This is a genomic window from Nocardioides sp. ChNu-153, from assembly GCF_030466625.1.
Taxonomy (GTDB): domain Bacteria; phylum Actinomycetota; class Actinomycetes; order Propionibacteriales; family Nocardioidaceae; genus Nocardioides.
Genome location: NZ_JADEVT010000001.1, coordinates 323,355 through 349,888, shown reverse-complemented (window position 1 = coordinate 349,888; position 26,534 = coordinate 323,355). Strand labels below are relative to the sequence as shown.

At 74.0% G+C, this 26,534-nt stretch carries 21 protein-coding genes; 3 read left to right on the top strand and 18 right to left on the bottom strand.

All coding sequences use genetic code 11. The features are described from left to right. Positions 1–76: 76 nt before the first annotated feature. The 3 genes from INN71_RS01625 to INN71_RS01615 all read right to left on the bottom strand — a co-directional run bounded on the left by INN71_RS01625 (position 77) and on the right by INN71_RS01615 (position 3,242). Positions 77–1,306, bottom strand: a complete 1,230-nt coding sequence (locus INN71_RS01625; RefSeq protein WP_277497599.1) for a sugar ABC transporter permease — start codon at positions 1,304–1,306, stop codon at positions 77–79. After that, positions 1,303–2,076 (bottom strand): ATP-binding cassette domain-containing protein, encoded by a 774-nt coding sequence (locus INN71_RS01620; protein ID WP_277497688.1) that lies wholly within the window; start codon positions 2,074–2,076, stop codon positions 1,303–1,305. The genes INN71_RS01625 and INN71_RS01620 overlap by 4 nt, the downstream gene beginning before the upstream one ends. 89 nt (positions 2,077–2,165) lie before the next feature. Beyond that, positions 2,166–3,242: a substrate-binding domain-containing protein gene (locus tag INN71_RS01615; RefSeq protein ID WP_277497600.1), complete on the bottom strand. Its 1,077-nt coding sequence runs from the start codon at positions 3,240–3,242 to the stop codon at positions 2,166–2,168. A gap of 174 nt (positions 3,243–3,416) precedes the next feature. On the opposite strand from INN71_RS01615, the gene INN71_RS01610 reads away from it, so the two are divergent. Both INN71_RS01610 and INN71_RS01605 read left to right on the top strand, forming a co-directional pair. Next, positions 3,417–4,604, top strand: coding sequence for an ROK family transcriptional regulator (locus INN71_RS01610; RefSeq protein ID WP_277497601.1), 1,188 nt, complete (start codon positions 3,417–3,419; stop codon positions 4,602–4,604). A gap of 24 nt (positions 4,605–4,628) precedes the next feature. Beyond that, positions 4,629–5,045: a lipopolysaccharide assembly LapA domain-containing protein gene (locus tag INN71_RS01605; protein WP_277497602.1), complete on the top strand. Its 417-nt coding sequence runs from the start codon at positions 4,629–4,631 to the stop codon at positions 5,043–5,045. Positions 5,046–5,084: 39 nt separating this feature from the next. Here INN71_RS01605 and guaA read toward each other — a convergent pair whose 3' ends face one another. The 12 genes from guaA to INN71_RS01545 form a co-directional block, all read right to left on the bottom strand. After that, positions 5,085–6,650 (bottom strand): glutamine-hydrolyzing GMP synthase, encoded by a 1,566-nt coding sequence (guaA, locus tag INN71_RS01600; RefSeq protein ID WP_277497603.1) that lies wholly within the window; start codon positions 6,648–6,650, stop codon positions 5,085–5,087. A 308-nt stretch (positions 6,651–6,958) separates the two neighbouring features. Then, positions 6,959–8,677, bottom strand: a complete 1,719-nt coding sequence (locus tag INN71_RS01595) for a GMC oxidoreductase (protein WP_277497604.1) — start codon at positions 8,675–8,677, stop codon at positions 6,959–6,961. Continuing rightward, on the bottom strand, positions 8,674–10,290 hold the full coding sequence (locus tag INN71_RS01590; protein WP_277497605.1) for a succinic semialdehyde dehydrogenase: 1,617 nt from the start codon (positions 10,288–10,290) through the stop codon (positions 8,674–8,676). Before INN71_RS01590 ends, INN71_RS01595 begins: the two co-directional genes overlap by 4 nt. 120 nt (positions 10,291–10,410) lie before the next feature. Then, positions 10,411–12,153 (bottom strand): glycerol-3-phosphate dehydrogenase/oxidase, encoded by a 1,743-nt coding sequence (locus INN71_RS01585; protein ID WP_277497606.1) that lies wholly within the window; start codon positions 12,151–12,153, stop codon positions 10,411–10,413. A 22-nt stretch (positions 12,154–12,175) separates the two neighbouring features. Further along, positions 12,176–12,976: a carbon-nitrogen hydrolase family protein gene (locus INN71_RS01580; RefSeq protein WP_277497607.1), complete on the bottom strand. Its 801-nt coding sequence runs from the start codon at positions 12,974–12,976 to the stop codon at positions 12,176–12,178. Positions 12,977–12,983: 7 nt separating this feature from the next. Next, the gene (locus INN71_RS01575) at positions 12,984–14,090 is read right to left on the bottom strand and encodes a GuaB3 family IMP dehydrogenase-related protein (protein ID WP_277497608.1); all 1,107 of its coding nucleotides are present in this window, start codon (positions 14,088–14,090) and stop codon (positions 12,984–12,986) included. A 34-nt stretch (positions 14,091–14,124) separates the two neighbouring features. Beyond that, positions 14,125–15,627, bottom strand: coding sequence for an IMP dehydrogenase (gene guaB, locus INN71_RS01570; protein WP_277497609.1), 1,503 nt, complete (start codon positions 15,625–15,627; stop codon positions 14,125–14,127). Between the two features lie 42 nt (positions 15,628–15,669). Beyond that, a complete protein-coding gene (locus tag INN71_RS01565; RefSeq protein ID WP_277497610.1) occupies positions 15,670–16,560 on the bottom strand; it encodes a GNAT family N-acetyltransferase in 891 nt (296 codons plus the stop codon). A 117-nt stretch (positions 16,561–16,677) separates the two neighbouring features. Continuing rightward, positions 16,678–18,297 (bottom strand): chaperonin GroEL, encoded by a 1,620-nt coding sequence (gene groL / locus INN71_RS01560; RefSeq protein WP_277497611.1) that lies wholly within the window; start codon positions 18,295–18,297, stop codon positions 16,678–16,680. 179 nt (positions 18,298–18,476) lie between these two features. Then, complete coding sequence (gene groES, locus INN71_RS01555; protein ID WP_028472534.1) at positions 18,477–18,773, bottom strand: co-chaperone GroES; 297 nt, start codon at positions 18,771–18,773, stop codon at positions 18,477–18,479. A 191-nt stretch (positions 18,774–18,964) separates the two neighbouring features. After that, positions 18,965–20,113 (bottom strand): hypothetical protein, encoded by a 1,149-nt coding sequence (locus INN71_RS01550; RefSeq protein WP_301799305.1) that lies wholly within the window; start codon positions 20,111–20,113, stop codon positions 18,965–18,967. Continuing rightward, on the bottom strand, positions 20,110–21,159 hold the full coding sequence (locus INN71_RS01545; RefSeq protein WP_301799303.1) for a hypothetical protein: 1,050 nt from the start codon (positions 21,157–21,159) through the stop codon (positions 20,110–20,112). Before INN71_RS01545 ends, INN71_RS01550 begins: the two co-directional genes overlap by 4 nt. Positions 21,160–21,271: 112 nt before the next feature. Here INN71_RS01545 and INN71_RS01540 point away from each other — a divergent pair, with 112 nt between their 5' ends. Further along, complete coding sequence (locus tag INN71_RS01540) at positions 21,272–22,459, top strand: methyltransferase domain-containing protein (protein ID WP_301799301.1); 1,188 nt, start codon at positions 21,272–21,274, stop codon at positions 22,457–22,459. A gap of 20 nt (positions 22,460–22,479) precedes the next feature. Here the strand turns inward: INN71_RS01540 and INN71_RS01535 are convergent, their stop codons facing one another. From INN71_RS01535 to INN71_RS01525, 3 genes are read right to left on the bottom strand one after another with little or no spacing between them, the layout of a single operon-like run. Beyond that, positions 22,480–23,994: an AMP-binding protein gene (locus INN71_RS01535; protein ID WP_301799300.1), complete on the bottom strand. Its 1,515-nt coding sequence runs from the start codon at positions 23,992–23,994 to the stop codon at positions 22,480–22,482. Position 23,995: 1 nt separating this feature from the next. Further along, positions 23,996–25,360 carry an ABC transporter substrate-binding protein gene (locus INN71_RS01530; protein ID WP_277497616.1) on the bottom strand — a complete coding sequence of 455 codons (1,365 nt, stop codon included), beginning with the start codon at positions 25,358–25,360 and terminating at the stop codon, positions 23,996–23,998. Beyond that, on the bottom strand, positions 25,357–26,532 hold the full coding sequence (locus tag INN71_RS01525) for a branched-chain amino acid ABC transporter permease (protein WP_301799298.1): 1,176 nt from the start codon (positions 26,530–26,532) through the stop codon (positions 25,357–25,359). The genes INN71_RS01530 and INN71_RS01525 overlap by 4 nt, the downstream gene beginning before the upstream one ends. Positions 26,533–26,534 lie beyond the last annotated feature (2 nt).

Below are 26,534 nucleotides of genomic sequence, written 5' to 3'. Positions count from 1 at the left end.
GGCGTGGAATCGCCGCGTCGTGGAGGTGACGGCCCCGTCGGGCCGTTCGGCCGGGTGGGTGCCGGGTCGTGCCCGGCTAGCCGCGTCCGCTGGAGGAGCGGGCCCGCCGCGCCACCGAGTCGATGGCGACCGCGAGCAGCAGCACCGCGCCCGTGACCATGAAGCGCACCGACGAGTCGACGCCCACGATGTTGAGGCCCGACTGGATGGCCTGCAGCACGATGATGCCGAGAAGCGCCGCGTACGCCGACCCGCGGCCACCGAAGAGGCTCGTGCCGCCGATGACGGCGGCCGCGATGGCCGTCAGGTTCGTGTCCGTCGTGCCGGTCGCCTGGGAGACCGACGTCTGGAGCCCCGCCCCGAGCACGCCGCCGAGGGCGGCGAGCGTCGAGGTGAGCACGAAGACCGACACGTAGATGCGGGTGACCTTGACGCCCGAGCGGCGCGCCGCCTCCTCGTTGCCGCCCACCGCGAAGACGTGGCGCCCCCACCGCGTACGGCGCAGCGCCAGGTCCATGAGCACGACCAGGGCCACGAAGAGCAGGAACAGGTAGCTCCAGCCGCGGTCGATGCCCAGGTAGTAGGTCAGCCCCGCCAGGCCGGCTGCGAGCAGCGCGGCCTTGACCGCGAGGCCCACCACCGACGGCGCGGACAGCTCCGCGCGCTTGCGCTGGCGGATGGTCCACAGCCCGCCCAGCACGTACAGCGCGACGACCCCGGCGACCAGCGCGTACGCCGCCGCCCCCGTCAGGTGGCTGAACCGGGTGAACTCGATGAGCCCCGAGTCGCTGGGCAGGTTGATCGTGCCCTCGCTGCCCAGCAGGTAGAGCAGCACGCCCTGGAAGCCGAGGAGGCCACCGAGGGAGAACACGAAGCTCGGGATGCCGAGCTTCGTGAACAGCAGCGCGTAGACGAGGCCCACGAGGACGCCCACGCCGATGCCGGCGAGGAGGCCCACGAGCACCGACTGGCTCTCGCGCACGACGAGCACCGACATGACGGCGGCGCCCATGCCCGAGACCGAGCCGACGGACAGGTCGATCTCGCCGAGCAGCAGGACGAGCACGATGCCCAGCGCGATGATCCCGACCGGTGCGGCGTAGGTCAGGATGTTGACGAGCGAGAACGACGACAGGAAGCGCGGCTCGAGGCTGTAGAAGACCACGCAGATGATCGCGAGGCCGACCACGACCGGCAGGCTGCCGAGGTCGCCGCCGCGCAGGCGGCGCCACACGACGTCGACGGCCCCGGCGAGGCCCTTGCTGCGGACGAGCCGCTCGTCGGCGAGGTCGGCGGCGACCGTCATGACGTCCCTCCTGCGGGGTTCGGGGTGGCCGCGAGGTCGTCGCGACCGCTGCGGGCCTCGTCGCTCGCACCGGTGATGGCGGCGACGAGCTGCTCGATCGAGACGTCGCGGGCGTCGAAGCTCGCGGCGTTGCGACCGAGGCGGAGCACCTCGATGCGGTCGGCGACGGCGAGCACGTCGGACATGTTGTGGCTGACCAGGATCACGCCGAGGCCGGTCTCGCGCAGGCGCCGTACGAGGGCGAGCACCTCCGCGGTCTGGGCGACGCCGAGCGCGGCGGTGGGCTCGTCGAGCAGCACGATGCCGGGGTCGCCGACGAGGCTGCGCGCGATGGCGACCGTCTGGCGCTGCCCGCCGGACAGCGACGCGATCGGGATGCGCACCGACGGGATCTTCGCCGAGAGGCGGCGCAGCAGCCGCCACGCCTCCTGCTCCATGCCGACCTCGTCGAGCACGATGCCGCTCTGGCGGCGCTCGCGGCCCAGGAAGAGGTTGGCGACCACGTCGAGGTTGTCGCACAGCGCGAGGTCCTGGAAGACCGTCGCGATGCCGAGCCCCTGGGCGGCGCGCGGGCCGCTGATGCTCACGCGGCGTCCGTCGACCTCGATCTCGCCGCCGTCGGGCTGGTAGACGCCCGAGATGATCTTGACGAGGGTCGACTTGCCGGCGCCGTTGTCGCCGACGAGCGCGACGACCTCACCCGCGCCGACGCGGAAGTCGATGTCCGCCAGCGCCTGGACGGCGCCGAACCGCTTGCCGACCCCGCGCAGGGAGAGGGCGAGGCCCGAGCCGGCCGGGGTGTCCCGGCCGGCTCGGTCCGACGCGGCGGCGCCGCGTCCCTTGCTGGTGTCGATCGGGGTCACGAGGACAGCCCGGCTGCGGCGCAGGCGTCCGCGTAGTCCTCGGTGCAGATGTCCTCGACCGAGTAGAACTCGTCGGCGACGACGGTGTCGGCCACGTTCTCCGCGGTCACGACGATCGGGTCGAAGATGAAGGACGCGACGCCCTCGTAGTCCTCGGTCTCGCCCACGTCCTCGCCCTGGGCCAGGGCGACGGCGACCTCGGCGGCCTTCTCGGCCTCGATCTTGATGGGCTTGTAGATCGTCATGGCCTGCTCACCGGCGACGATGCGCTGGATCGCGGCCAGCTCGGCGTCCTGACCCGTGATGGGGGGCAGGGCCGCGGGGTCGACGCCCGCGCCGGTCAGCGCGGCGATGACGCCACCCGCCTGGCCGTCGTTGGCGGCGTACACGCCCGTGATCTCGCTGGCGTCGAAGCGCGCGAGCTGGTCGGACGTCCACTGCTGGGCGTTCGTGGGGCTCCAGTCGGGGTTGTCGTACTCCGCGAGGACCTCGAGGCCGCTGGCGTCGATCGCCTCGTGGGCGCCGGCCTTGAACTGCGCGGCGTTCGGGTCGCTCGGGGCACCGTTGAGCATGAGGATGCCGCCGGTGTCGCCGGTGGCCTCGATGAGGGCCTCGCCCTGCATGCGGCCGACCGTCTCGTTGTCGAAGGACAGGTAGTAGTCCGCGCCCTCGATGAAGCGGTCGTAGGCGATGACCTCGGCGCCCGCGTCCTGGGCGGTGCGGACCATGCCACCGGCGCCCGCGCCGTTGACCGGGTCGAGCACGATGACGTCGGCGTCCTGCGACAGGGCGGAGTCGACCTGCTGGGTCTGCTTCGCCTCGTCCTGGTCGGCGTTGAAGTAGATGACGTCGCAGTCGTCGCAGAGCTCGGCGACCTTGGCCTCGAACAGCGGCTTGTCGAACGCCTCGTAGCGCGTGGTGCTCGACTCGGGCAGCAGGAGCGCGATGGTGGACCCGCCGCCACCCTCCCCGCCGCCGGACTGGGCGTCGTTGGCACCGCACGCGGCGAGGGCGCCGGCACCGACGACGAGTGCGGCCGTGGAGACGACGACCCGGTGGAATCTGGTGGACATGCTTCTCTCCTCGATGACCGGGCAGCACGCGCTGCCGACGGGGGAACGAGTGGAGTGTTGTGCCTCACAGGCTTTGTCGTCAAGTGTTGAACGCAAATCGTTTCCGGCGTGTGAACGAGCGCGGTTTGTGGACATTGCTTGACGACTAGTGAGTAACCCGTCAGGGTGACGCCCGTGTCCACCGCCGACCTCCGCGGGCCCTCGCCGGGCTCCACGTCCACCCTGCGCACCGCCAACCAGCGCCGGGTGCTGGACGTGCTGCGCACGGCGGCCACCCCGGGGGACGAGCCGGTGCTGACGCAGGCCGACCTGGCCCGCACCACGGGGCTCGCCCCGGCGACCGTCTCCAACATCATCCGCGACCTCGGGGCCGTCGGCCTGGTGGTCACCGAGCCCGGCAGCGGGCGCCGCGGCACCGTCGTGCGGCTCGCGGCGTCGGCCGGGCTGGTGGCCGGCGTCGACTTCGGCCACAGCCACGTCGCGGTCGCGCTGGGTGACATGACCGGTCGCCTCGTGCGCGAGCGCCGCCAGCGCCTCCCCCCCACCCACCCGTACGGCGACGGGCTCGCCCTCGCGACCTCGCTCCTGGACGAGCTGCTGGCCGAGGAGGGCACCGACCGCTCGACGCTGCGCAGCGTGACCACCGGCCTGCCCGCGCCGATCAACCAGCGGGTGGTCGCCTCCGCGGCGATCCTGCCGGGGTGGGTCGGCGTCGACGCCCTCGCCGTCTGCGAGGCGGCGTTCGGCGTGCCCGTCTGCGTCGAGAACGACGCCAACCTCGGCGCGCTGGCCGAGCACCGCCTCGGCGTCGGCCGGGGCCGCGACAGCTCGGTCTTCGTGAAGATCTCCTCGGGCATCGGCGCGGGCATCGTGCTCGACAACCGGCTCTTCCACGGCAGCGGCGGCGCGGCCGGCGAGATCGGCCACCTGACGCTCGACGAGCGCGGGCCGGTCTGCCGCTGCGGCAGCCGTGGCTGCCTCGAGGCCTACGCGTCGGTGAGCGCGGTGCTCGCGATGATGGACGACCAGCTGCCTGGCGCGACCCTCGACGACGTCGTGACCGCGGCCCACACCGGCAACCTGTCGGCCCAGCGCTCGCTCGAGGACGCCGGCCGCCACCTCGGGTGGGGCCTGGCGAGCGTCGTCAACCTGCTCAACCCGGCCGTCATCGTCGTGGGGGGCGACATCGCCCGCGCCGGGGACCTGCTGCTGGAGTCGGTACGCCGCGAGCTGCGCCGCCACGTGCTCGACGCCGTCGCGACCACCCCCGTGGAGCTCAGCGAGCTCGAGGAGCGGGCCTCGCTCGTCGGTGCGGTGCTGCTCGCGGCCGAGAACACCGACCTGCTGCTGCCGCTGGAGTGACGCCGGGGTTGCTACGTTCGACGGATGACCTCCCCCACGAGCCCCACGGGCCCCGAGCCCGGCCGTCCGGCCCCTCCCCCGGGTCCCGCGCAGCAGACGACGCCGGGCACCGGGCCCGTCGCCCCCACGACGCCCGGCGCCGCCCCCGGTCAGCCGGGGCAGCCCGGTAGGCCCGCCAAGGACCCGACGCGCGGCTCGAAGGCCGGGGGCCTGTGGGCCGCGCTGGTCGCGTTCGGCGTGATCCTGGTGCTGCTGGTCGTCTTCATCGCCCAGAACACCGACACGACGACGGTGGAGTTCCTCGGCTTCGAGGGCGAGACGCCGCTGGCGGTCGCGCTGCTCGTCGCGACGGCGGCGGGCATCCTGCTGACCGCCCTCGTGGGCTCGCTGCGGATCGCCCAGCTCAAGCACCGCGCGCGCAAGGACGCCAAGCGCCGCTGACGCGCCCAGAGGGGCGGGGCCGCCGGGCGGCGGCCCCGCTCACTCCCACTCGATGGTGCCCGGCGGCTTGCTCGTCACGTCGAGCACCACGCGGTTGACCTCGGCCACCTCGTTGGTGATGCGGGTCGAGATGCGCTCCAGCACCTCGTATGGCAGGCGGCTCCAGTCGGCCGTCATGGCGTCCTCGCTGGAGACGGGGCGCAGCACGACCGGGTGGCCGTAGGTGCGCCCGTCGCCCTGCACCCCGACGGAGCGGACGTCGGCGAGCAGCACGACCGGGAACTGCCAGATCTCCGCGTCGAGGCCGGCGGCGGTCGTCTCCTGCCGCACGATCGCGTCTGCGGCGCGCAGGATCGCGAGGCGCTCCGCGTCGACCGCGCCGATGATGCGGATGGCCAGGCCGGGCCCCGGGAAGGGGTGCCGGGACACGATGGCCTCGGGGATGCCGAGCTGGCGCCCCACCTCGCGGACCTCGTCCTTGAACAGGGTGCGCAGCGGCTCGATGAGGGAGAACTCGAGGTCCTCGGGCAGGCCGCCCACGTTGTGGTGGCTCTTGATGTTGGAGGCGCCCGCTCCTCCGCCCGACTCCACGACGTCGGGGTAGAGCGTGCCCTGCACGAGGAACTTCACGGGCGCACCGGGCGTGGCCAGCACCTCCCGCTCCGCGGCCTCGAAGACGCGGATGAACTCGCGGCCGATGATCTTGCGCTTCGTCTCCGGATCGGTGACCCCGGCCAGGTGGCCGAGGAACTGCTCGCGCGCGTCGACGACCTTCAGGTCGACGCCCGTCGCGGCGACGTAGTCCTGCTCGACCTGCTCGGCCTCGCCCTCGCGCAGCAGGCCGTGGTCGACGAAGACGGCCGTCAGCTGGTCGCCGACCGCGCGCTGCACCAGGGCGGTGGAGACGGCGGAGTCGACACCCCCCGACAGCGCCGAGATGACGCGGGCGTCGCCGACCTCGGCCCGGATGCGCTCGACCTGCTCCTCGACGATGTTGACCATCGTCCACGTCTGGCGGCACCCGGCGATGTCGACGAGGAACCGCTCGAGCACCTCCTGGCCGTGCTCGGAGTGGAGCACCTCGGGATGCCACTGCACGCCCGCGAGCCGCCGCTCGGTGTCCTCGAACGCGGCGACCGGCGTGACGTCGGTGGAGGCCAGCACGGAGAACCCGTCGGGCGCCGCGGTGACGGAGTCGCCGTGCGACATCCACACGCGGTGCTCACCGGGCAGGTCGGCGAGCAGGGTGCCGGGCAGGCCGACGGTGACGGGGGTCCGCCCGTACTCCCGCGCGCCCGTCGGGGACACGGTCCCCCCGAGGCCCTGCGCCATGAGCTGGAACCCGTAGCACATGCCGAACACCGGGGTGCCGGCCGTGAGCAGGGTGTCGTCGATGCCGGGGGCACCGTCGGCGTACACCGACGACGGGCCGCCCGACAGGATGATCGCGGCGGGCCGCTTCGCGAGCATCTCGTCGACCGGCATGGTGTGCGGCACGATCTCGGAGTAGACCCGCGCCTCCCGCACCCGGCGGGCGATGAGCTGGGCGTACTGGGCGCCGAAGTCGACGACCAGGACGAGGTCGTGGTCGGGGGTGCCGGTCATCGGGTGCCTTTCGCGGGGGTACGGCGGGAGCCCGCCGCCGCGGCGCGGGCGCCCGCGAGTCTAGCGAGGCCCGGCCGCTCCCCCCGCCAACGCATCAGGGCCCGGCCGGGGAGGGAGGGTGGCCGGGCCCTGATGGTCCTGCGACTGCTGGACAGCGCTGGACGCGGGGCCCGGGCTGGGAGGGAGCAAACGTGCCGGACCCATCCTGTGCAACGAGCCCTCGGACCCCCGGTTACGGGAGGTGACGACAAACTTGCGACCGCCGTCACACCCCGTTCCGCGGCCCCGTCCGGGCCGGTCGCGAGGGGTCAGCTGACCCCGACGATCGGCAGCCGCAGCGCCGCCGGGGCGTGGGGCGGCACGGCCGGCTCGCGCGGCTCGACCGGGTCCACGCGCTCGTACGACGCGCCCAGCGGCGGCCGCGCGTCGGCCTCGCCCTTGTTGGGCCAGAACGCCATCGCCCGCTCCGCCTGGGCGGTGATCGTGAGCGAGGGGTTCACGCCGAGGTTGGCGGAGATCGCCGAGCCGTCGACCACGTGGAGGCCGGGGTGCCCGTACATCCGCTGGTAGGGGTCGACCACGCCCGACTCCGGGGAGTCGCCGATGGTGCAGCCGCCGATGAAGTGGGCCGTCAACGGCCGGTTGAACGGCTCGCCGATGGTGCCGCCCGGCGTGCCGTCGACCTGCTTGGCCATCTTGCGCGTCGCCTCGTTCGCGACCGGGATCCACGTCGGGTTCGGCGCGCCGTGGCCCTGCTTCGAGGACAGCCGCCAGCCGAACGGCGTACGCCGCGGGAAGGTCGTGATCGAGTTGTCGAGCGTCTGCATGACCAGCGCGATGACCGTGCGCTCCGACCAGTGCTTCATGTCGTAGAGGTCGAGGACGTGGCGGCGCTGCAGCCACAGCTCCTTGAGCCACGTCTGCCAGCGGGGACCCGGGCCGTCACCGTCGGTGAGGACGGTCTGGAGCAGCGCCATCGCGTTCGAGCCCTTGCCGTAGCGGACCGGCTCGATGTGGGTGTGCTCGTCGGGGTGCCAGGACGAGGTGATGGCCACGCCCTTGCTGTAGTCCGTCGACAGGTCGGGCGCCAGGGCGCCGAGGATCGACTCCGAGTTCGTGCGGGTCAGCATGCCGAGGCGGTCGGACACGTTCGGCAGGTCGCCCTTCACCTTGAGCCGGTGCAGGAGCTTCTGGGTGCCCAGCGCGGCGGCGGAGAAGATGACCTGCTCCGCGGTGAAGGAGCGCACGGCGGTGCGGCGCGACAGCTTCGCCTTCGTCCACCGCGCGTCCACGCGGTAGCCGCCGTCGGGCAGCGGCCGCACGCGGGTCACCGTGGTCAGCGGGTGCACCACCGCGCCCTTGCGCTCGGCGAGGTAGAGGTAGTTCTTGACGAGCGTGTTCTTCGCGTTGTGCCGGCAGCCGGTCATGCACTCCCCGCAGTTGCGGCACGTCGTGCGGCTCGGGCCCGCGCCCCCGAAGAACGGGTCGTCGACGTGCACCCCGCCCTGCTCCGCGCCGCCGTGCTCCGGCCCGCCGAAGAACACCCCGACCGGCGTCGGGTGGTAGGTGTCGCCGGCGCCCATCTCCTCGGCCACCTTGAGCATGACGTCGTCGCTCGCGGTGCGCACCGGGTTCTCGACCACGCCGAGCATGCGCTTGGCCTGGTCGTAGTAGGGCGCCAGCTCGGAGCGCCAGTCGGTGATGTGCGACCACGACGGGTCGCGGTAGAACGCGTCGAGCGGCTCGTAGAGCGTGTTGGCGTAGACCAGCGACCCGCCACCCACCCCCGCGCCGGCGAGGATCATGCAGTCCTTGATGAGGTCGATGCGCTGGATGCCGTAGCAGCCGGCCTCGGGCAGGAACAGGTACTTCTTCATGTCGAACGACGTCTCCGGGAAGTCGTCGTCCTCGAAGCGGGCGCCGGCCTCGAGCACGGCGACCTTGTAGCCCTTCTCTGTCAGGCGCAGGGCGCTGACCGAGCCGCCGAAGCCCGACCCGACGATGAGGACGTCGTAGTCGAAGCTCATGCCCGCCCCGTCTTCCGCAGCAGGCGCAGGCTGGTCGTCATGAGCTTGGCGTACGACTCGTCGGACAGGCCGAGCACCGGCGCGATGGGCAGGACGCGCTGCGTGGCGACCGACTGCGTCTCGGTGTAGCGCAGGATGCCCTCGGCGCCCTGGCGACGGCCCATGCCGGACTCGCGCATGCCGCCCATCGGCGCCTGCAGCGACGCGAACGTGGCCGCGAAGGCCTCGTTGATGTTGATCGTGCCGCACTTGACCCGGCGGGCCAGCGCCCGGGCGCGGTCGCCGTCGCGGCTGAAGATGGCACCGTTCAGCCCGTACTCCCCGTCGTTGGCCCGGGCCACGGCCTCGGACTCGTCGTTGAACCGGTAGAGCGAGACGACCGGGCCGAAGGTCTCCTGGCCGAAGCAGGACATCTCGGGCGTGACGTCCGCGAGGATGGTGGGCTCGTAGACGTAGGGGCCGAGGTCGGGCCGGGCGCGGCCGCCGGTGAGCACGGTCGCCCCGCGGGCCACCGCGTCCTCGACGTGGGCCACCACCGTGTCGAGCTGGCTCTGGTTGATGAGCGAGCCCATGTCGTTGCCCCAGTCGAGCGTGGCCCCCAGCGTCATCGCCTGGGTGCGGGCCACGAAGCGCTCGACGAACCGGTCGTAGACCTGGTCGGCGACGAACATCCGCTCGATGGAGACGCAGAGCTGGCCCGCGTTGGAGAACGCGGCGCGCACGGCGCCCTCGGCGGCCTTCTCCACGTCGGCGTCACGCAGCACGATCATCGGGTTCTTGCCGCCGAGCTCGAGCGAGCAGCCGATGAGGCGCTCCGCGGCCTGCGCGGCCACGCGCTTGCCGGTGGCCGTCGAGCCGGTGAAGCACACGTAGTCGGCCTGGTCGATGATCGCGGAGCCCACCACGGAGCCGGGGCCTGCGACGACCTGCCACAGGTCGGCGGGGAAGCCGGCCTCGTCGAGCAGCTGGGCCGCGAACAGGGCGCTCAGCGTCGTCTGCGAGTCGGGCTTGGCGACCACGGCGTTGCCGGCCGCGATGGCGGCGAGGCCGTCGCACAGCGCCATCGTGAACGGGTAGTTCCACGGCGAGATGACACCCACGACGCCCTTGGGCACCCGGTTGACCTCGACCCGCGTCAGCAGGGGGAAGACGCCCGGCACGCGGCGCGTGCGCACGTGGTCGCTGAGCGTGCGGCCGTAGTAGCGCGCCGTCAGCGCGATGTGCAGCGGCTCGTCGAACGCGTGCTTGCGGGCCTTGCCCGACTCCCACACGATCAGGTCGAGGATCTCGTCCTGGCGGTCGAGCACGATGTCGTGCAGGCGCAGCAGCAGCTCCTGGCGGTGGGCCAGGGACGTGCGGGCCCACGACTCCTGAGCGCGGCGGGCGCGCACGAAGGCCTCGCGCACGTCGGCGGGCGAGGACTGCGGAAGGTTCGCGAGCGGCGCGCCGCTGAGCGGGGTGCGGGTGACCACGGGGTCCGCACCGCCGGCGGTGAGCCGGGCGGTCAGGGAGGCGACGTGCTCCGGCTCGAGCGCGTAGGCCGCGGTGGGGTCGTGCTCGGGGTCACCGGGGCCCGTGACGAGGGGCCCGCCTGCCGGCGTGGAGTTGCTCATGTACCGAGAGTATGTGAGCGCGGTCTCCCGTTCTACCTCGTGGTAACAATTGGCCGGAGTTGACAACCCCCGGCGATCTGTCAAGCCCCCGCCGCTCCGTCCGGTGCGGGCCGGGATGCCTCAGACGAGGTCGGTCACGCTCACGCGGGCCTCGTCGGCCTCCTGGTCGGTCAGCATCTCCTGGCTGCGGCGCTCCGCGGCCACGCGCCGCAGGTAGTGGTCGACCTCCTCGTCGGCGCGCGCGGCGTCCCAGCCCAGCTCGGCCGCCACCAGCTCGGCGACCGCCCGGGCCGACTCGGTACCCCGGTGGGGCGTCTCGATCGAGATGCGGGTACGGCGGGCCAGCACGTCGTCGAGGTGGCGGGCACCCTCGTGGGTCACCGCGTGCACCACCTCGGCGCACAGGTAGTCGTCGGCGCCGGGCACGGGCTCGCCCAGCTCGGGTCGCGCGGCCACGAGGTCGAGCACCTCGTCGACGAGCCCGCCGTACCGGCCCAGGAGGTGGTCGATGCGCGCGACGTGCAGCCCCGAGCGGCGCGCGAGCAGCACGCGCTGGTTGGAGCGCGCCTCGAAGCCCTCCGCGCCCAGCAGGGGTACGCGGTCGGTGATCGAGGCCCGCACGGCGCCGCCCGCCGCGCTCAGCGAGGGGGTGGCCGCGTCGACGGCGTCCCTCGCCATCACCCGGTACGTCGTGAGCTTGCCGCCCGCGATCATCACCAGGCCCGGCACGGGGGTGACGACCGTGTGCTCGCGCGAGATCCGCGAGGTGGGCTCGGACTCCCCGCGCAGCAGCGGGCGCAGGCCGGCGTACACCCCGACGACGTCGGCGTGGTCGAGCGGCTCGCGCAGCAGGGTGTTGACGTGCGCCAGCACGTAGTCGATGTCGGCGCGCGAGGCCGCCGGGTGGGCCTTGTCGAGGTCCCAGGCGGTGTCGGTGGTGCCGATGATCCAGTGCCGGCCCCACGGGATGACGAAGAGGACGGACTTCTCGGTCTTCGTGATGAAGCCGGCCTCGGAGCGGATGCGGTCGCGGGGCACGACGAGGTGGATGCCCTTCGAGGCCTGCACGTGCATCGTGCCGCGCCCGCCGACCATCTCCTGGATCTCGTCGGTCCAGACCCCGGCGGCGTTCACCACGACGCGGGCGCGCACCTCGAGCTCGCGGCCGCTCTCGAGGTCGACCGCACGGACGCCGACGACCCGCTCGCCCTCGCGCAGGAACCCGACCACCTTGGTGCGGGTCGCGACGTGGGCACCGTGGCGGGCGGCGGTGCGGGCCAGGGTGGTGACGAGGCGGGCGTCGTCGACCTGGGCGTCGTGGTAGCGGATCGCGCCGGTCAGCTCCTCGGTGCGCAGGTCCGGGGCGATGCGCGCGACCTGCCGGCGGAACAGGTGGCGGTGGCGCGGCACCCCCATGTCGGAGGAGCCGAGGGCGGCCATGGCGTCGTACAGCACGAGGCCCGCGCCCACGTAGGGCCGCTCGTGGGTGCGGCGCAGCGGGTAGAGGAACGGGACGGGACGCACGAGGTGGGGCGCGAGGCGGGTGAGCAGCAGGCCCCGCTCCTCGAGCGCCTCGCGGACCAGCCCGAAGTCGAACATCTCGAGGTAGCGCAGCCCGCCGTGCACGAGCTTGCTGGAGCGGCTCGAGGTGCCCGAGCCCAGGTCGCGCTGCTCGACCAGCGCCGTCGTAAGGCCGCGGGTGACGGCGTCGAGGGCCGTGCCGGCGCCGACGACACCGCCGCCGACCACCAGCACGTCGAGCTCGCCGGCGCCGGCGGTCGCGCCGTCCCCGGAGGCGGTGAGAGCGGCGAGGGCGGCGTCGCGCGCCTCGGGACCGAGCGTTCCGGGACGCGTCGCAGTCATGGCCCCCACTGTGACAGAGGGCTCAGACCCGCCGTCGGCCGCCGAGGCCTGCGCGGTGGTCGGCGAGCATCGTGTGCCGGGCCCGGGTGCTCGCCACGACCGCGGGGTCGAGGTCGGCGACCGCCACGCCCTCCTCCGTGCCGAGCCGGGCGAGCGGGCGGCCCTCCGGGTCGTGGACGGCCGAGCCGCCGCTGAACTCGGAGCTGCCGCAGCGGCCCGTCAGACCGGCCATCACGACGTACGAGCCGTTCTCGACCGCCCGCGCCGCGTGGTGCAGGTCGCGACGGTGCTCGCCGCCGCGGAACCACGCCGCGGAGACGAGGTAGCCCAGCGCGCCGTCGGTCGCCGCCGCCCGCGCGTGCTCGGGGAAGCAGGCGTCGTAGCAGACCGCCAGCCCGAGCTCGTGGCCGTCGACCCGCACGGAGGCGCCGGCGTCGCCCGTGGTGAAGACCTGCTTCTCGTCGCCGTCGAGGTGCTGCTTGTCGTACGCCGCGACGACCTCGCCGTCGGGCCGCGCCAGCAGGAGCGACAGGGTGCGGGTCGCCCCGCGGTCGAGCGCGACCCCGACGAGCGCCGTCGTGCCGGTCTCCCGGCAGGCCTCGCGGACCGGGTCCAGCAGCGGGCCCGTCGCGTCGGCCGGGGTGGGCAGCGGGCCGGCGAGGACGGGCGCGTCGTACCCCACGAGGAAGGCCTCGGGGAGCACCACCACCCGGGCGCCCGCGTCACCGGCGCGGCGGACCAGCCGCGCCGCCGTCGCGACGTTGGCCGCGAGGTCGCCCGGGACCGCCGCGGCCTGCGCCGCGGCGACCCGCAGCGGTGTCACAGCAGCGTCACAGGACGACGACCTCGACCCGCTGGAACTCCTTGAGCTCCGTGTAGCCCGTCGTGGCCATCGCGCGGCGCAGGGCACCGACGAGGTTCATGGTGCCGTCGGCGACGCGGGAGGGACCGAAGAGGACCTCCTCGAGCGTGCCGACCGTCGGGAACTCGACGCGCTGGCCGCGGGGCAGCAGCGGGTGCCACGCCTCGGCGCCCCAGTGGAAGCCGCGGCCGGGCGCGTCGGAGGCCCGGGCGAAGGGCGACCCGACCATCACGGCGTCGGCGCCGCAGGCGATGGCCTTCGCCAGGTCGCCCGACGTGCCGATCGAGCCGTCGGCGATGACGTGCACGTAGCGCCCGCCCGACTCGTCGAGGTAGTCGCGGCGGGCCGCGGCGACGTCGGCGAGCGCCGACGCCATCGGCACCGCGAGACCGAGCACGGAACGCGTCGTGTGCGCCGCCCCGCCGCCGAAGCCCACGAGCACGCCCGCCGCGCCGGTGCGCATGAGGTGCAGCGCCGCCTGGTAGGTCGCGCAGCCGCCCACGATGACGGGCACGTCGAGCTCGTAGATGAACTCCTTGAGGTTGAGCGGCTCCGCCTGGCTGGAGACGTGCTCGGCGCTCACCGTGGTGCCGCGGATGACGAACATGTCGACGCCCGCGTCGACGACGGTGGCGGCGAACTCCTTGGTGCGCTGCGGCGAGAGGGAGCCGGCGACGGTGACGCCGGCGTCGCGCATCTGGTTGAGCCGCGCGGTGATGAGCTCGGCCCGCACCGGCTCGGCGTAGATCTCCTGCAGCCGGGCGGTCGCCGCCGTGCCCTGCAGGCCCGCGACCTCCTCGAGCAGCGGGGTGGGGTCGTCGTAGCGCGTCCACAGGCCCTCGAGGTCGAGCACGCCCAGGCCGCCGGCGCGGCCGAGCGCGATCGCGGTCTCGGGGCTCATCACCGAGTCCATCGGGGCGGCGACGACCGGGATCTCGAAGCGGTAGGCGTCGATCTGCCAGGCGACGCTGACCTCCTCCGGGTCGCGCGTGCGGCGGGACGGCACGATGGCGATGTCGTCGAAGGCGTAGGCCCGGCGAGCGCGCTTGGCGCGGCCGATCTCGATCTCGGTCACGGGCCCCAGCCTAGTTGCCGGGACCCCCGCGCCCTCAGCGGGCGTTGTAGTTCGGCGCCTCGGCGACCATCTGGATGTCGTGGGGGTGGCTCTCCTTGAGCGAGGCCGACGTGATGCGCACGAAGCGGCCCTTCTGCTGCAGCTCCGGCACGGTGCGGGCACCGATGTAGAACATCGACTGGCTCAGGCCGCCGATGAGCTGGTGCGCGACCGCCGCGAGCGGGCCGCGGTAGGCGACCTGGCCCTCGACGCCCTCGGGCACGATCTTGTCGTCGCTGGCGACCTCGGCCTGGAAGTAGCGGTCCTTGGAGTAGGACTTCTTGCCGCGGCTGCTCATGGCGGCCAGCGAGCCCATCCCCCGGTACGCCTTGTACTGCTTGCCGTTGACGAACACGAGCTCGCCCGGCGACTCCTCGCAGCCGGCGAGCAGCGAGCCGATCATCACGCTCTCCGCCCCCGCGACGATCGCCTTCGCGATGTCGCCGGACTGCTGCAGGCCGCCGTCGGCGATGACGGGCACGCCCGTCGGGCCGCAGGCCAGCGAGGCCTCGTGGACGGCGGTGATCTGCGGGACGCCGGCGCCGGTGACGACGCGGGTCGTGCAGATCGAGCCGGGGCCGAAGCCGACCTTGACCGCGTCGGCCCCGGCGTCGACGAACGCCTGGGCGCCCTCGCGGGTCGCGACGTTGCCGCCGATCACCTGCACGTGGCGGGTCGCGGGGTCGGCCTTGAGGCGCTGCACCATCTCCAGCAGCATCCGCACGTGGCCGTGGGCGGTGTCGGCGACGAGCACGTCGACGCCGGCCTCGATCAGGGTCGTGGCGCGCTCCCAGGCGTCGCCGAAGTAGCCGATCGCCGCCCCGACGAGCAGGCGGCCGTCCGCGTCGTACGACGCGTCGGGGAACTGCTCGGACTTCACGAAGTCCTTCACCGTGATGAGACCGGCGAGACGGCCGGCGTCGTCGACCAGCGGCAGGCGCTCGCGCTTGTGCTTGCGCAGCAGCGCCGTGGCGTCGTCGCGGCTGATGCCGACCGGACCCGTGATGAGCGGCATCGGCGTCATCATCTCGTCGACCTTCGTGGTCGCCCACTCCGCCACCGGTGTGAAGCGCAGGTCGCGGTTGGTGATGATGCCGAGCAGGCGGTCGTCGGCGTCGACGACCGGGAGCCCGGAGACGCGGTACTCCCCGCAGATGCGGTCGAGCTCCTCCAGCGTCGCGTCGGGCCCGATCGTGACGGGGTTGGAGATGATGCCCGTCTGGGTGCGCTTGACCAGGTCCACCTGGTAGGCCTGGTCGGTCACCGAGAGGTTGCGGTGGAGGATGCCGATGCCGCCCTGGCGGGCCATCGCGATCGCCATCCGCGACTCGGTCACCGTGTCCATCGCCGCCGAGACGAGCGGCGCCTTCAGCGAGATCTCCCGCGTCAGGCGCGACGTCGTGTCGATGTCGGCCGGGGCGAGGTCGGAGTACCCCGGCAGCAGGAGCACGTCGTCGTACGTGAGACCGAGGGCGGCGAACTTGTCGGGGATCTCCACCCCCGCATCGTACGCCGCGCGACGCCGCCGCCCGCGCCCCGGTCAGCGGGCGAGCGGCTTGAGCTGGTGCACCGGGATGCGCACCGTCAGGGTGTCCGCGGCCATCCGGATCCGGCCCCGCAGGCCGGCCGCCAGCACCATCGGGAGCACCGCCTGGTTGTCCGCGCGGGTGGCGACGAGGATCTCCTCGACCCCCTCCGCCGCGGCCAGCCGGGCGACGTCGACGAGCAGCCGCGTGCCGATCCCGCGTCGCTGCCAGGCCGGGTCGACCTCCAGGTCGACCTCGCGCAGACCGGACACGTCGCGCGGCGGGCGGATCTCGGCGTACCCCACGACCGCGCCGTCCACCTCCGCACGCACGGCGAGCCCCACGACGCCGTACGACGGGGTGGTCCCCCCACCGAGCCGGCGGCTGCCCGAGCCCAGCACGGTGGGCGCCCGGCCCAGGACGTCGGAGACCAGGTCGGCCATCGCCGCCCCGCGGGCGTGCTCGGTCGGGGTGAACGGCGCGCGCCGCCGGATCTGCACCGCGACGTCGCCGACCGTCAGCTCCATCAGGTCGCCGGCGGGGGCCGCCTCGCCGGGCACGTCGGCCTCGGCGTCGAAGAGCCGCGCGACCACCTCGGGGAAGCGGGCCGGGCGGGCGATGACGGCGCGCGCCGCCTGCACGTAGCGGGTGGGCTGGTCGACCAGCGCCGCCTCGGTGCAGGGGGTGCCGACCACGCCCGTGCCGCCGGCCGTCTCCAGGAGCCGTACGACGTGCCCCTCCGTCCACCCGTCGGGGGTGCGGACCACCAGCTCGTCCGTCACGCCCTCGGTGCCCGGGAAGACCTGGACCCCGAGGATGTTCACCCCCGCCGCGCCGCACTCCCGCGCGAGCGCGGCGAGCGCGCCCGGTCGGTCCGGCAGCGTCGCGCGCACCCTCCACAGCATGGGCCCGAGCGTGCCCGGCCCGTGTTGCGCGGCGGGCACCGCCGTGTTGCGGCAGTGCAACGGCCCCCGCCCCCCGGAGGGGACGAGGGCCGCGCGTGCTGCGGAGGGAGCCGGGGCTCAGTGGCCGTGGCCGTGGCCGTGACCGGCCGCGGCGGGCTCCTCCTCCTCGGGCTTGTCGACGACGAGGGTCTCGGTCGTCAGCAGCATGCCGGCGATCGAGGTCGCGTTGACGAGCGCCGAGCGGGTGACCTTGACCGGGTCGAGGACGCCCTGGGCGACGAGGTCGCCGTACTCGCCGGTGGCGGCGTTGTAGCCGTTGCCGACGCCGAGCTCGCGGACCTTGGAGACCACGACGTAGCCCTGCTCGCCACCGTTCTCGGCGATCCAGCGCAGCGGCTCGTCGGCGGCCTTGCGCACGATGCGCACGCCGACGGCCTCGTCACCGGTGAGGCCGAGGTCGCCGTCGAGGGCGGAGACGGCGTGGATGATCGCCGAGCCACCGCCGGCGACGATGCCCTCCTCGATCGCGGCGCGCGTCGCGGAGACGGCGTCCTCGATGCGGTGCTTCTTCTCCTTCAGCTCCACCTCGGTGGCGGCGCCGACCTTGATGACGCAGACGCCGCCGGCCAGCTTGGCCAGGCGCTCCTGCAGCTTCTCGCGGTCCCAGTCGGAGTCGGTGCTGTCGATCTCGGCCTTGATCTGGTTGACCCGGCCCTCGACGGCGGAGGAGTCACCGGCGCCGTCGACGATCGTCGTGTTGTCCTTCGTCACGACGACGCGGCGGGCCTGGCCGAGCACCTCGAGGCCGACCTGGTCGAGCTTGAGCCCGACCTCGGGGGCCACGACCTGGCCGCCGGTCAGCACCGCGATGTCCTGCATCATCGCCTTGCGGCGGTCGCCGAACGCGGGGCTCTTGACCGCGACGGCGTTGAACGTGCCGCGGATCTTGTTGACGACCAGCGTGGAGAGCGCCTCGCCCTCGACGTCCTCGGCGAGGATGAAGAGCGGCTTGCCGGCGGCGATGACCTTCTCCAGCAGCGGGAGCAGCTCGGAGACGGCCGAGATCTTCCCCTGGTGCAGCAGGATGTACGGGTCGTCGAGGACCGCCTCCATGCGCTCGGGGTCGGTCACGAAGTACTGGCTGATGTAGCCCTTGTCGAACTGCATGCCCTCCGTGAAGTCCAGCTCGGTGCCGAGCGTGTTGGACTCCTCGACGGTGATGACGCCGTCCTTGCCGACCTTGTCGAAGGCCTCGGCGAGCAGCTCGCCGATGTGGGCGTCGCGCGAGGAGATCGTGGCGACGGACGCCATGTCCTCCTTGGACTCGACCTCGCGGGCCGAGGAGCGCAGGGCGTCGCCGACGGCCGCGGCCGCCAGGTCCATGCCGCGCTTGAGACCCATCGGGTTCGTGCCGGCGGCCACGGCGCGCAGGCCCTCGTGCACCATCGCCTGGGCGAGGACGGTCGCGGTCGTCGTGCCGTCACCGGCGACGTCGTTCGTCTTGGTCGCGACCTCCTTGGTGAGCTGCGCACCGAGGTTCTCGAACGGGTCGTCGAGCTCGATCTCACGGGCGACGGTCACGCCGTCGTTCGTGATCGTGGGGGCGCCCCACTTCTTGTCGAGGACGACGTAGCGGCCCTTCGGGCCGAGCGTCACCTTGACGGCGTTGGCGAGCGCGTCGACGCCGCGCTCGAGGGAGCGACGAGCGTTCTCGTCGAACTCCAGGATCTTGGGCATGGGCTCTCCTCAGGCTGGGGGGTGGAACAGGTCGAGCCGTGGGGGGGGGGGGGGGGGGGGCGGGACACCAGGGGCCCCGCGCGCGGAGAGAGGCGGGAGAAGAAGGGGGGGGCCGCCGCGGCCGGCCGGGGCCCCCCGGCGCGCGCCCCCCGGCCCCGGGCCCCCACGGCCCTAGGAGTTCAGGAGACGACGGCGAGGACGTCGCGGCCCGAGAGGATGAGGTACTCCTGGCCGGCGTACTTGACCTCGGTGCCGCCGTACTTGCTGTAGATGACCTTGTCGCCGACCGCGATGTCGAGCGGGATGCGCTCGTCGCCGTCCTCGTTCCAGCGACCCGGGCCCACCGCCAGGACCTCGCCCTCCTGGGGCTTCTCCTTGGCGGTGTCGGGGATGACGAGACCGGACGCCGTGGTCTGCTCGGCGTCGAGCGGCTTGACGACGATGCGGTCCTCGAGGGGCTTGATGTTGACCGACACGATGTCGACCTCCACTTTCCGTGCGGATCCGAAAGATCGGGAGGCGGGTGCCTCCCGTCAGGGCGTTGGTCGTCGCCGGTCCGGGCACGCCGTCGCGGGGGTCGCGCCGTTACGTCGACGATTGGCACACTCACCAGGAGAGTGCCAGCGCCGACGTTAGCACTCCACTCCGGTGAGTGCCAGGAGCAGGGTCAGGTCAGCGGGACGTCGCCCGCCCAGGTGAGGGTGAACGCGTCGGGCACGCCGGCGGGGTCCCCGGTGCGCACCTCGCGCACGGGCGTGCGGGCCGCGACGTCGAGCCGCACGGTCGTCGCGTCCTGCGGGACGTCGACCACGACGACGCCCACCGACGCCACGGGCTCCGTCGGGGGCCGGTAGGCCGCCGGCGCGACGGGCTCCTCCCCCGCGACGCCCACCCGGATGTCGGGGCGGGCCTCGTAGAGGCTCCACGACCGGCTCCCGATCGTCACCGACCGGTCCCCGTCCTCGAGCTCCCCCGCGACGTACAGGTCGAGCGGCAGCACCGCCCACGTCCGTCCCGCGGGCGCCCACCCGAGCCCCGTGACGTACGGCTCCCGGTAGGCCGCGACGACCGACAGGTCACCGTCGAGCGGGTCGGTGGGCGTGCCGGGGAGCAGGAACGCGAAGTCGGTGCCCGTGCTGCCCGGCAGCACGGCCACCGGCGTGGTCCGCTCGTCGGAGCGGTCGTAGTCGTCGTACGCCGCGAAGCGGCCCGGGTCGCTCAGCTCCAGGCGTCCCGGCGCGACCTCGACGACCTGCTCCTCGCCGTCCCAGCCGACGGCCAGTCCCAGGTCCACCGTCCGGTCCGCGGGCACGGCGACGTGGAACCACGCGCCGTCGGGCTGTGACCGGGGCACGGCCGGCTCCCCCACCCGGAGCGGGTGCCGCTCGCCGTCGACGAGCAGGGTGAGCGTGGGGGACGGCGCCGTGTCGGGGGTGACGGCCACCGGCGCGCCCTGGTAGACGCCCAGCGCCGGTCGCTGCGTCCACTCCGTCCACTGCCAGCTCACCGGCAGCCACGTCCCGTCCTCGGGCGCCGGGACGCCGGGCTGCTCGGTGCCGGTGGCGTCGGGCAGCCGCGCGACCGTGTCCCCGATCCGCAGCACCGCCGCCCCGCCGGGCAGCTGCACCGCGACCTGGTCGGTCGCGGTGGGCACCTCGTCCTCCGCGTACGACGTCGGGTCGACCACCGCACCGACCCGGGCCGGTGTGGGGCCCTCGCCGGTCGTGCGCACGAGCACGACCACCAGGACGGCGGCAACCAGGACCACGAGCGTCACGCCCACCAGCACTGCGCGCCGGCCCCGCAGGGCGCTCACGACCGGTCCTCCGCCGGCGGCGCGACGGCGGGTCCCACCGGCACCTCGACGTCGACGCGCAGGTCCGGCGGCGCCGCGAGCTCGCCCACCGACCCGACGTCGTAGGTCTGCCGCAGGCGCAGCGCGACCTCGTCGGCGGCCCGCGGACGCGTGCCGGGGTCGGCGAAGACGTAGGTGGCGCCGGTGAGGTCGGTGCCGGCGAACTGGTCCGTGGTGTCCTGGTAGCCCGGCCGCACCGCGAGCGGCGCCTCCCCGGCCAGCTCCACCTCGGAGGCCGTGATGCGGCCGACGACCCACGCACGCTCCGCGGACCCGTCGACCGGGCCGGCGTCGGTGGCGACCATGTGGGTGCTCAGCCCCACGAGCCACCACGTCTCGCCCGGGTCCGCCCAGCCGGTCTCGGCGGTCCACGGCGTCGTGCGCACGGTGCCGAGGGTGCAGAGCAGCGCGCCGTCGCCGAGCGTCGCCGGGGGCAGCACGTCGAGGTCCGGGCAGGGCTGTGGGAACCACGCGGCCGCGGCGTCGTCGTACAGCAGCGCCGCGTCACCCGCCTCGACCCGGCCCGTCCAGGGGTCGAGCACCTGGGTCACGCCGTCGGCGGTGACGTCGAGCCGCACGCCGGCCACGTCGAGGTCGCCCGGGACGCCGACGACCGCCGCGCCACCCTCGACCAGGTCGGGGAACCGGCCCGTGCCGTCCGGCTCGAGGGAGTCGGCCGCGAGCACCACGCTCTCCTCGCCGTCGGCGCGCAGCACGAGCTCGAGCGGGGGCGGCGGCCCGGTCAGGGAGACCTCGTCCGGGCCGCGCAGCCGCCAGCTGACCGCGACGAACGAGCCGTCGCCGTCGGTGTCCTGCAGCGGCTCGTCGAGCACCGACGTCATCCGCACCTCCAGGGTGCCGTTCGGGACCCGCACCTCGCTGCTGACGCCGTCGACCCACGCGGGCTCGACGGGCTGCACCCGCCCCACGCCCTCGTCCGCGCCGCACCCGGCGAGCACCGCGGCGAGCACCAGCGCCGTACCCGTCGTCCGCACCCCGTCCCGCACCCCGCACCGGCCTCTCGGTCCTGCTCCCCCGCCCGCAGCGCCGTGCCGCGACCGGCCGGGGGTGTGCCCCGTCACCCGGCCCGCGAAACGGCGCCTGGGAGGATGGCTGGTCGTGGACCTCGCGACGTTCTCCTGGCTGCTGACGCCCGACGGCCGCACGCTGCTGGAGGTGGCGGGGCGGGCCTGGGCCGACGCCGACGGCGACCCGGTACGTGCGGCGGCCGCGGTCCGCCGTACCGAGCCCGACCCGGAGCGCTCCGCGGCCGCCCTGACGCAGGTGGGCCTGCGGGTGCGGGGCGTGGCGAAGTTCGGCGAGGACGCGCTGCGGATGTTCTTCACCCCCGACGGGCTCGAGCAGGCCACGCGCCGCCGGGTGGGCGACCACCGGGCCGCGCGGTTGGCCGCCGCGCAGGTGCCGTCGGTGGTCGACCTGGGCTGCGGCATCGGCGGCGACCTCACCGCGCTGGCCCGGGCGGGTCTCGTGGCGGCGGGCGTCGACCTGGACCCGGTGCGCGTCGCGGTCGCCGCGGCCAACCTCGACGCCCTCGGCCTCGACGGGGCGACCACCGTCGCCGACGTCACGAGCCTGCCGCTCGACGGCTTCGGGGTCGCGCTCCTCGACCCGGCCCGGCGCGACGGGCGCGGCCGGGTGTTCGACGCCGAGGGCTGGACGCCGTCGTGGGCGTTCACCACGCGCCTGCTGGCGACGCGGCCGACGGTCGCGAAGCTGGCGCCGGGGCTGCCCCACGACCTCGTGCCGGACGACGTCGAGGCGGAGTGGGTGAGCGACCGGGGCGAGGTGAAGGAGGCCGTGCTCTGGTCGCCGCACCTGGCCGTCTCGCGCCGACGCGCCACGGTGCTGCGCGACGGGGGCCTGGCGAGCATGACGGAGGAGGACGACCCGTACGCCGGGGCTCCCCGCCCGGTGCGCGCGGTCGGCCGCTACCTCCACGAGCCCGACGGCGCCGTCATCCGGGCGGGGCTCGTGACGGCGGTGGCGGGCGCCGTCGGGGGCGGGCTCCTCGACGAGCGGATCGCCTACGTCACGACCGACGAGGCGGTGCGCTCGCCGTTCGCCACGGCGTACGAGGTGCTCGAGGAGATCCCCTACCGCGAGAAGGCGCTGCGCGCCGCCCTGCGCGAGCGGGGCGTCGGCCGCCTCACCATCAAGAAGCGCGGCGTCGACGTCGTGCCCGAGCAGCTGCGCAAGCGGCTGGCGCTGCGGGGCGACGCCGAGGCGACCCTCGTCATGACCCGCGTGGCCGGGGAGGGCACCGCACTGCTGGTGCGCCCCCTCTGACGCCTCCCCCGGTCCTCGGCCTAGCGCGTGGCCGCCCGCTCGGCGAGCCTGCGGCGCACCTCCCGCTTGAGCACCTTGTGGGTCGGGCCCAGCGGCAGGTCGTCGACGAGCACGACGCGGCGGGGGTACTTGTGCCGCCCCAGCCGCTCGCGCGCCCACTCGACGAGCGCGTCGGCGTCGACCGCCCCCGGCGCGGTCGGCACCACGACGGCGACGACCTCCTCGCCCACCTGCTCGTCGGGCACGCCGACGACGGCGACCTGCGCGACCCCCTCGTGGCGCGCCAGCACCTCCTCGACCTCGCGCGGGTAGACGTTGAACCCGCTGCGGATGACGAGGTCCTTCGTGCGGTCGACGATGGAGACGAAGCCCTCCGCGTCCTTGACCCCCACGTCGCCGGTGCGGAACCAGCCGTCCACGACGGCGCCCGCGGTCGCGGCCGGGTCGTCGAGGTAGCCCGCGAACACGTTGTGGCCGCGGACGACGACCTCGCCCCGCTCCCCCGGCGGCAGCAGCACGATGCGCTCCGTCGTCTGCACGTCGGCGATCTCGACGTCGACGCCCCAGATCGCGTGACCCACGGTGCCGGGCCGCGCGCCGAACGCGCGCTGGTTCACCGTGGCCGACGGTGAGGTCTCCGAGAGGCCGTAGCCCTCGTAGATCGATGTCGCGAAGGTGGCCTCGAACTGCTCGAGCACGGCCACGGGCAGCGAGGCGCCGCCGGAGACGCAGTCCCGCAGCCGGGGCAGCTCGGGGGCGTCCCGCGCGGCCGCGAGCAGCTGGATGAACATCGTCGGCACCCCGAAGAACAGGGTGGTCCGGTGCCGCACCATCGTCGCGAGCGCCTCCGCCGGGTCGAAGCGCGGCTGCAGCACGAGGGTCGCCCCCACGCGGAACGTGGTGTTGAGCGAGACCGACTGGCCGAACGTGTGGAAGAGCGGCAGGGAGCCCATGACGACGTCGTCGGAGCGCACCGGGTTCGCGTCGAACGCGTTGACGGTCGCGTTGAGCACGAGGTTGAGGTGCGTGAGGACGGCGCCCTTGGGCCGCCCCGTCGTACCGCTCGTGTAGAAGACGACGGCCGTGTCGTCGGGCGCGCGGGTGGCGTAGGTCGGGAGCGCCCGCGCCCCGTCGGCGAACCCCGACAGCGGGTGCGCCGGCACGCCCGCCGCCGCGGCCGCCGCCCGCGCCACGCCGGTGAGCGCCTCGTGGTGCACGAGGAGGCGGGCCCCCGAGTGCCGCACCAGGTGGGTCGCCTCCTCCGCCTGCAGGAGGGTCGGCACCGGCACGACGACGGCGCCCGCGGCGAGGATGCCGTAGTAGGCGACCACGAACTCGGTCACGTTGGGCGCCAGGAGGGCCACCCTGTCCCCGGGCGCGACGCCACGGGCGTAGAGCGCCCCCGCGAAGGTGCGGGCGTCGCGCCACAGCTCCTCGTACGTCGTGCGGCGCTCGCCCTCGACCACGGCGACGTGGCGGGGCCGGCGACGGGCGGGCTCGGCGAGCACCGCGGCCAGGGACAGGGTGGAGGTCATCTCAGCCCACCGGCTCCACGTCGGGGATGCCGCTCTCCGGCGGGGCGTCGCCCGCCGCGGACTCGTCCTCGGTGACCTCCGCGTCGCCGAGGTCGCTCGTCAGCACCGGCGTCAGCGGCTGGCCGACACCGCCCTCGAGCTGCACGACGCGCATGCCGGACAGGCCCAGGTGGCTGTCGGCCGAGTAGCGGAAGGGCGCCAGGCCCGGGCCCTCGAAGTCGCCGCCGGCCTCCTCGATCGCCGCGACGACGCCCTCACGGGTCAGGTCGTCACCGGCGGCCTGGAGGGCCTGGACGAGGGTGTAGGCCTGCGACATGCCGTAGATGCGGTAGTTGGTGAGCGGCTCGCCCTCCTCGCCGTACTCGTCCCAGACCCGCTGCCACAGCTGGACCCACGGGTCCTCGGGGGCGTCGACGCCCGGGATGTACTCGGTCGTGATGACCCCGTCGAGCAGGCTGGCGCCGTCGGCGACGGCACCCTCGGAGAACGTGGCGAGCAGCGAGCCGACGAGCGAGGGGTCGGAGCCCACGTTGGTGTACATCCACTGCGGGTCGAAGCCGAGGCGCAGCGCGACCAGCTGCGACAGCGCCGTGAACGACGGCACGCTGAAGCCGATGACCAGGTCGACGTCCGCGGCCTGCAGCTGCGCCAGCTGGGGCGCGATGTCGGTGTTGCTCGGCGTGTAGGAGACGACCTCGACGATCTGGTCGTCGATGAACTCCCGCACGCCCGCCTCGCCGTCGGCGCCCAGGTCGTCGTCCTGCAGCAGCAGGCCGACCCGCGCGTCCGGCATGTTCTCCGCGATCCACTGGCCCATGACCTTGCCCTCGATCACGTAGTCGGGCTGCCAGCCGAAGGTCATCGGGTACTCCTCCGGCGTCTCGCCCCACTGCCGCGAGCCCGAGGACACGAACAGGTCCGGCACGCCCTCGTCGTTGAGGAAGTCGATCGCCGCGCCGTGCGTGGGCGTGCCCAGCCCGCCGACCATGCCGAAGATCTCGTCGGAGAGCACGAGCTCGTTCGTCACCTGGGTCGTGTTCGTCGGGTTGTAGGCGTCGTCCTTGGCCACGAACTCGATCTCGCGACCGCCCACGCCGCCCTCGGCGTTGACGAAGTCGTAGAACGCCTGGTGGCCGCTCGGGATCTCGCTGTAGCCGGGCGCCGCGACGCCGGTCAGCGGGAAGTGGCCGCCCACCTTGATGGTGTCGTCGGTGACGCCGACGCGGTCGGCCGGGGACTCGGCGTCGTCGCGGTCCTGGCCGGCGCCGCAGGCCGTGGCGAGCGCGCAGGTCAGGACGGTCGCCGTCGCCGCCGCGGTGCGGCGGCGCCAACGGTCGGCGGTGGTGCGGGGGGTGCTGGGGCTCATGCTCGTCCTGCCTTGTCGGTCGGGTGGGTCGGGTGGGTCGGGTGGGTCGGGTCGGAGGGGCGGGTCGGGTCGGAGGGGCGGGTCGGGTCGGAGGGGCGGGCCGTCGCCGGTACGGCGGGCGCTGCGGGGCCGGCGGCCGCGCGCCGGCGCAGCCGCCAGCCCTGCAGGGTGCCGACGAGCCCGGCGGGGGCCAGGAGGATGACGAGGATCATCACGACGCCGTACACGAGCGGGGCCAGCTCGGCGGACTGCACGTCGTCGAGGCCGAGGTCGCTGCCGATGCCGGTGACGACCTGGGGCAGGAACGTGAGCAGCGCCGCGCCGATGAGGGCGCCGGCGAGGCTGCCGAGCCCGCCGAGCACGACGGCCGTGAGCAGTGTCAGCGACAGCGTGAGGGTGAAGCCGCTGGGGGCGGTGAGGCGCACGACCATCGCCATGAGGGCGCCGGCCAGGCCGGCGGTCGCGGCGCTGACGACGAAGGCGACGACGCGGGCGCGGGTCAGGGAGATGCCGGCGAGCTCGGCGGCGACCTCGTGGTCGCGCACGGCCCGCCAGGTGCGCCCGACGCGGCTCTGCGACAGGTTCGCCAGCAGCACGAGCACGACGATGAGCACGAACCACGACAGGTAGGCGACGAACCGCCCGCGGGACGGGTCGACGGCGGTGAGGAAGAACAGCAGGTCGGCGAACCAGGCCGGCGGCTCCGGCACCCGCACGGACAGGCCCTGCTCCCCGCCCAGCGTGTCCCCGAAGTAGATGGCGAGACCCGGTACGGCGACCGCGAGCGCCAGGGTGGCCCCGGCGAGGTACGGGCCGTGGAGCCGCGCCGCCGCCAGGCCGACCACGAGGCCCACCAGGCTGGCGACCGCGGTGGCGGCGAGCAGCACGACGGCGAGCGGCGCGGCGGGCTCGACGTCGCCGAGGAAGAGGGCGGCGGTGTAGGCGCCGATGGCCATGAAGGCGCCGTGCCCCAGCGACAGCTGGCCGTTGAGGCCGGTGAGCACGGTGAGGCCGGCCGCGGCGATGCCGAGGTAGGCCATGGCGGCCAGCTGGCCGGCGCGGAAGTCGTCGACGGCGGTCAGCACGGCGAGGGCCACGGCGCCGCCGACGAGGGCGACGAGCAGGTGGCGCAGCAGCGGCGAGGAGCCGAGGCGAGGTCGCAGGGCGGGCACGG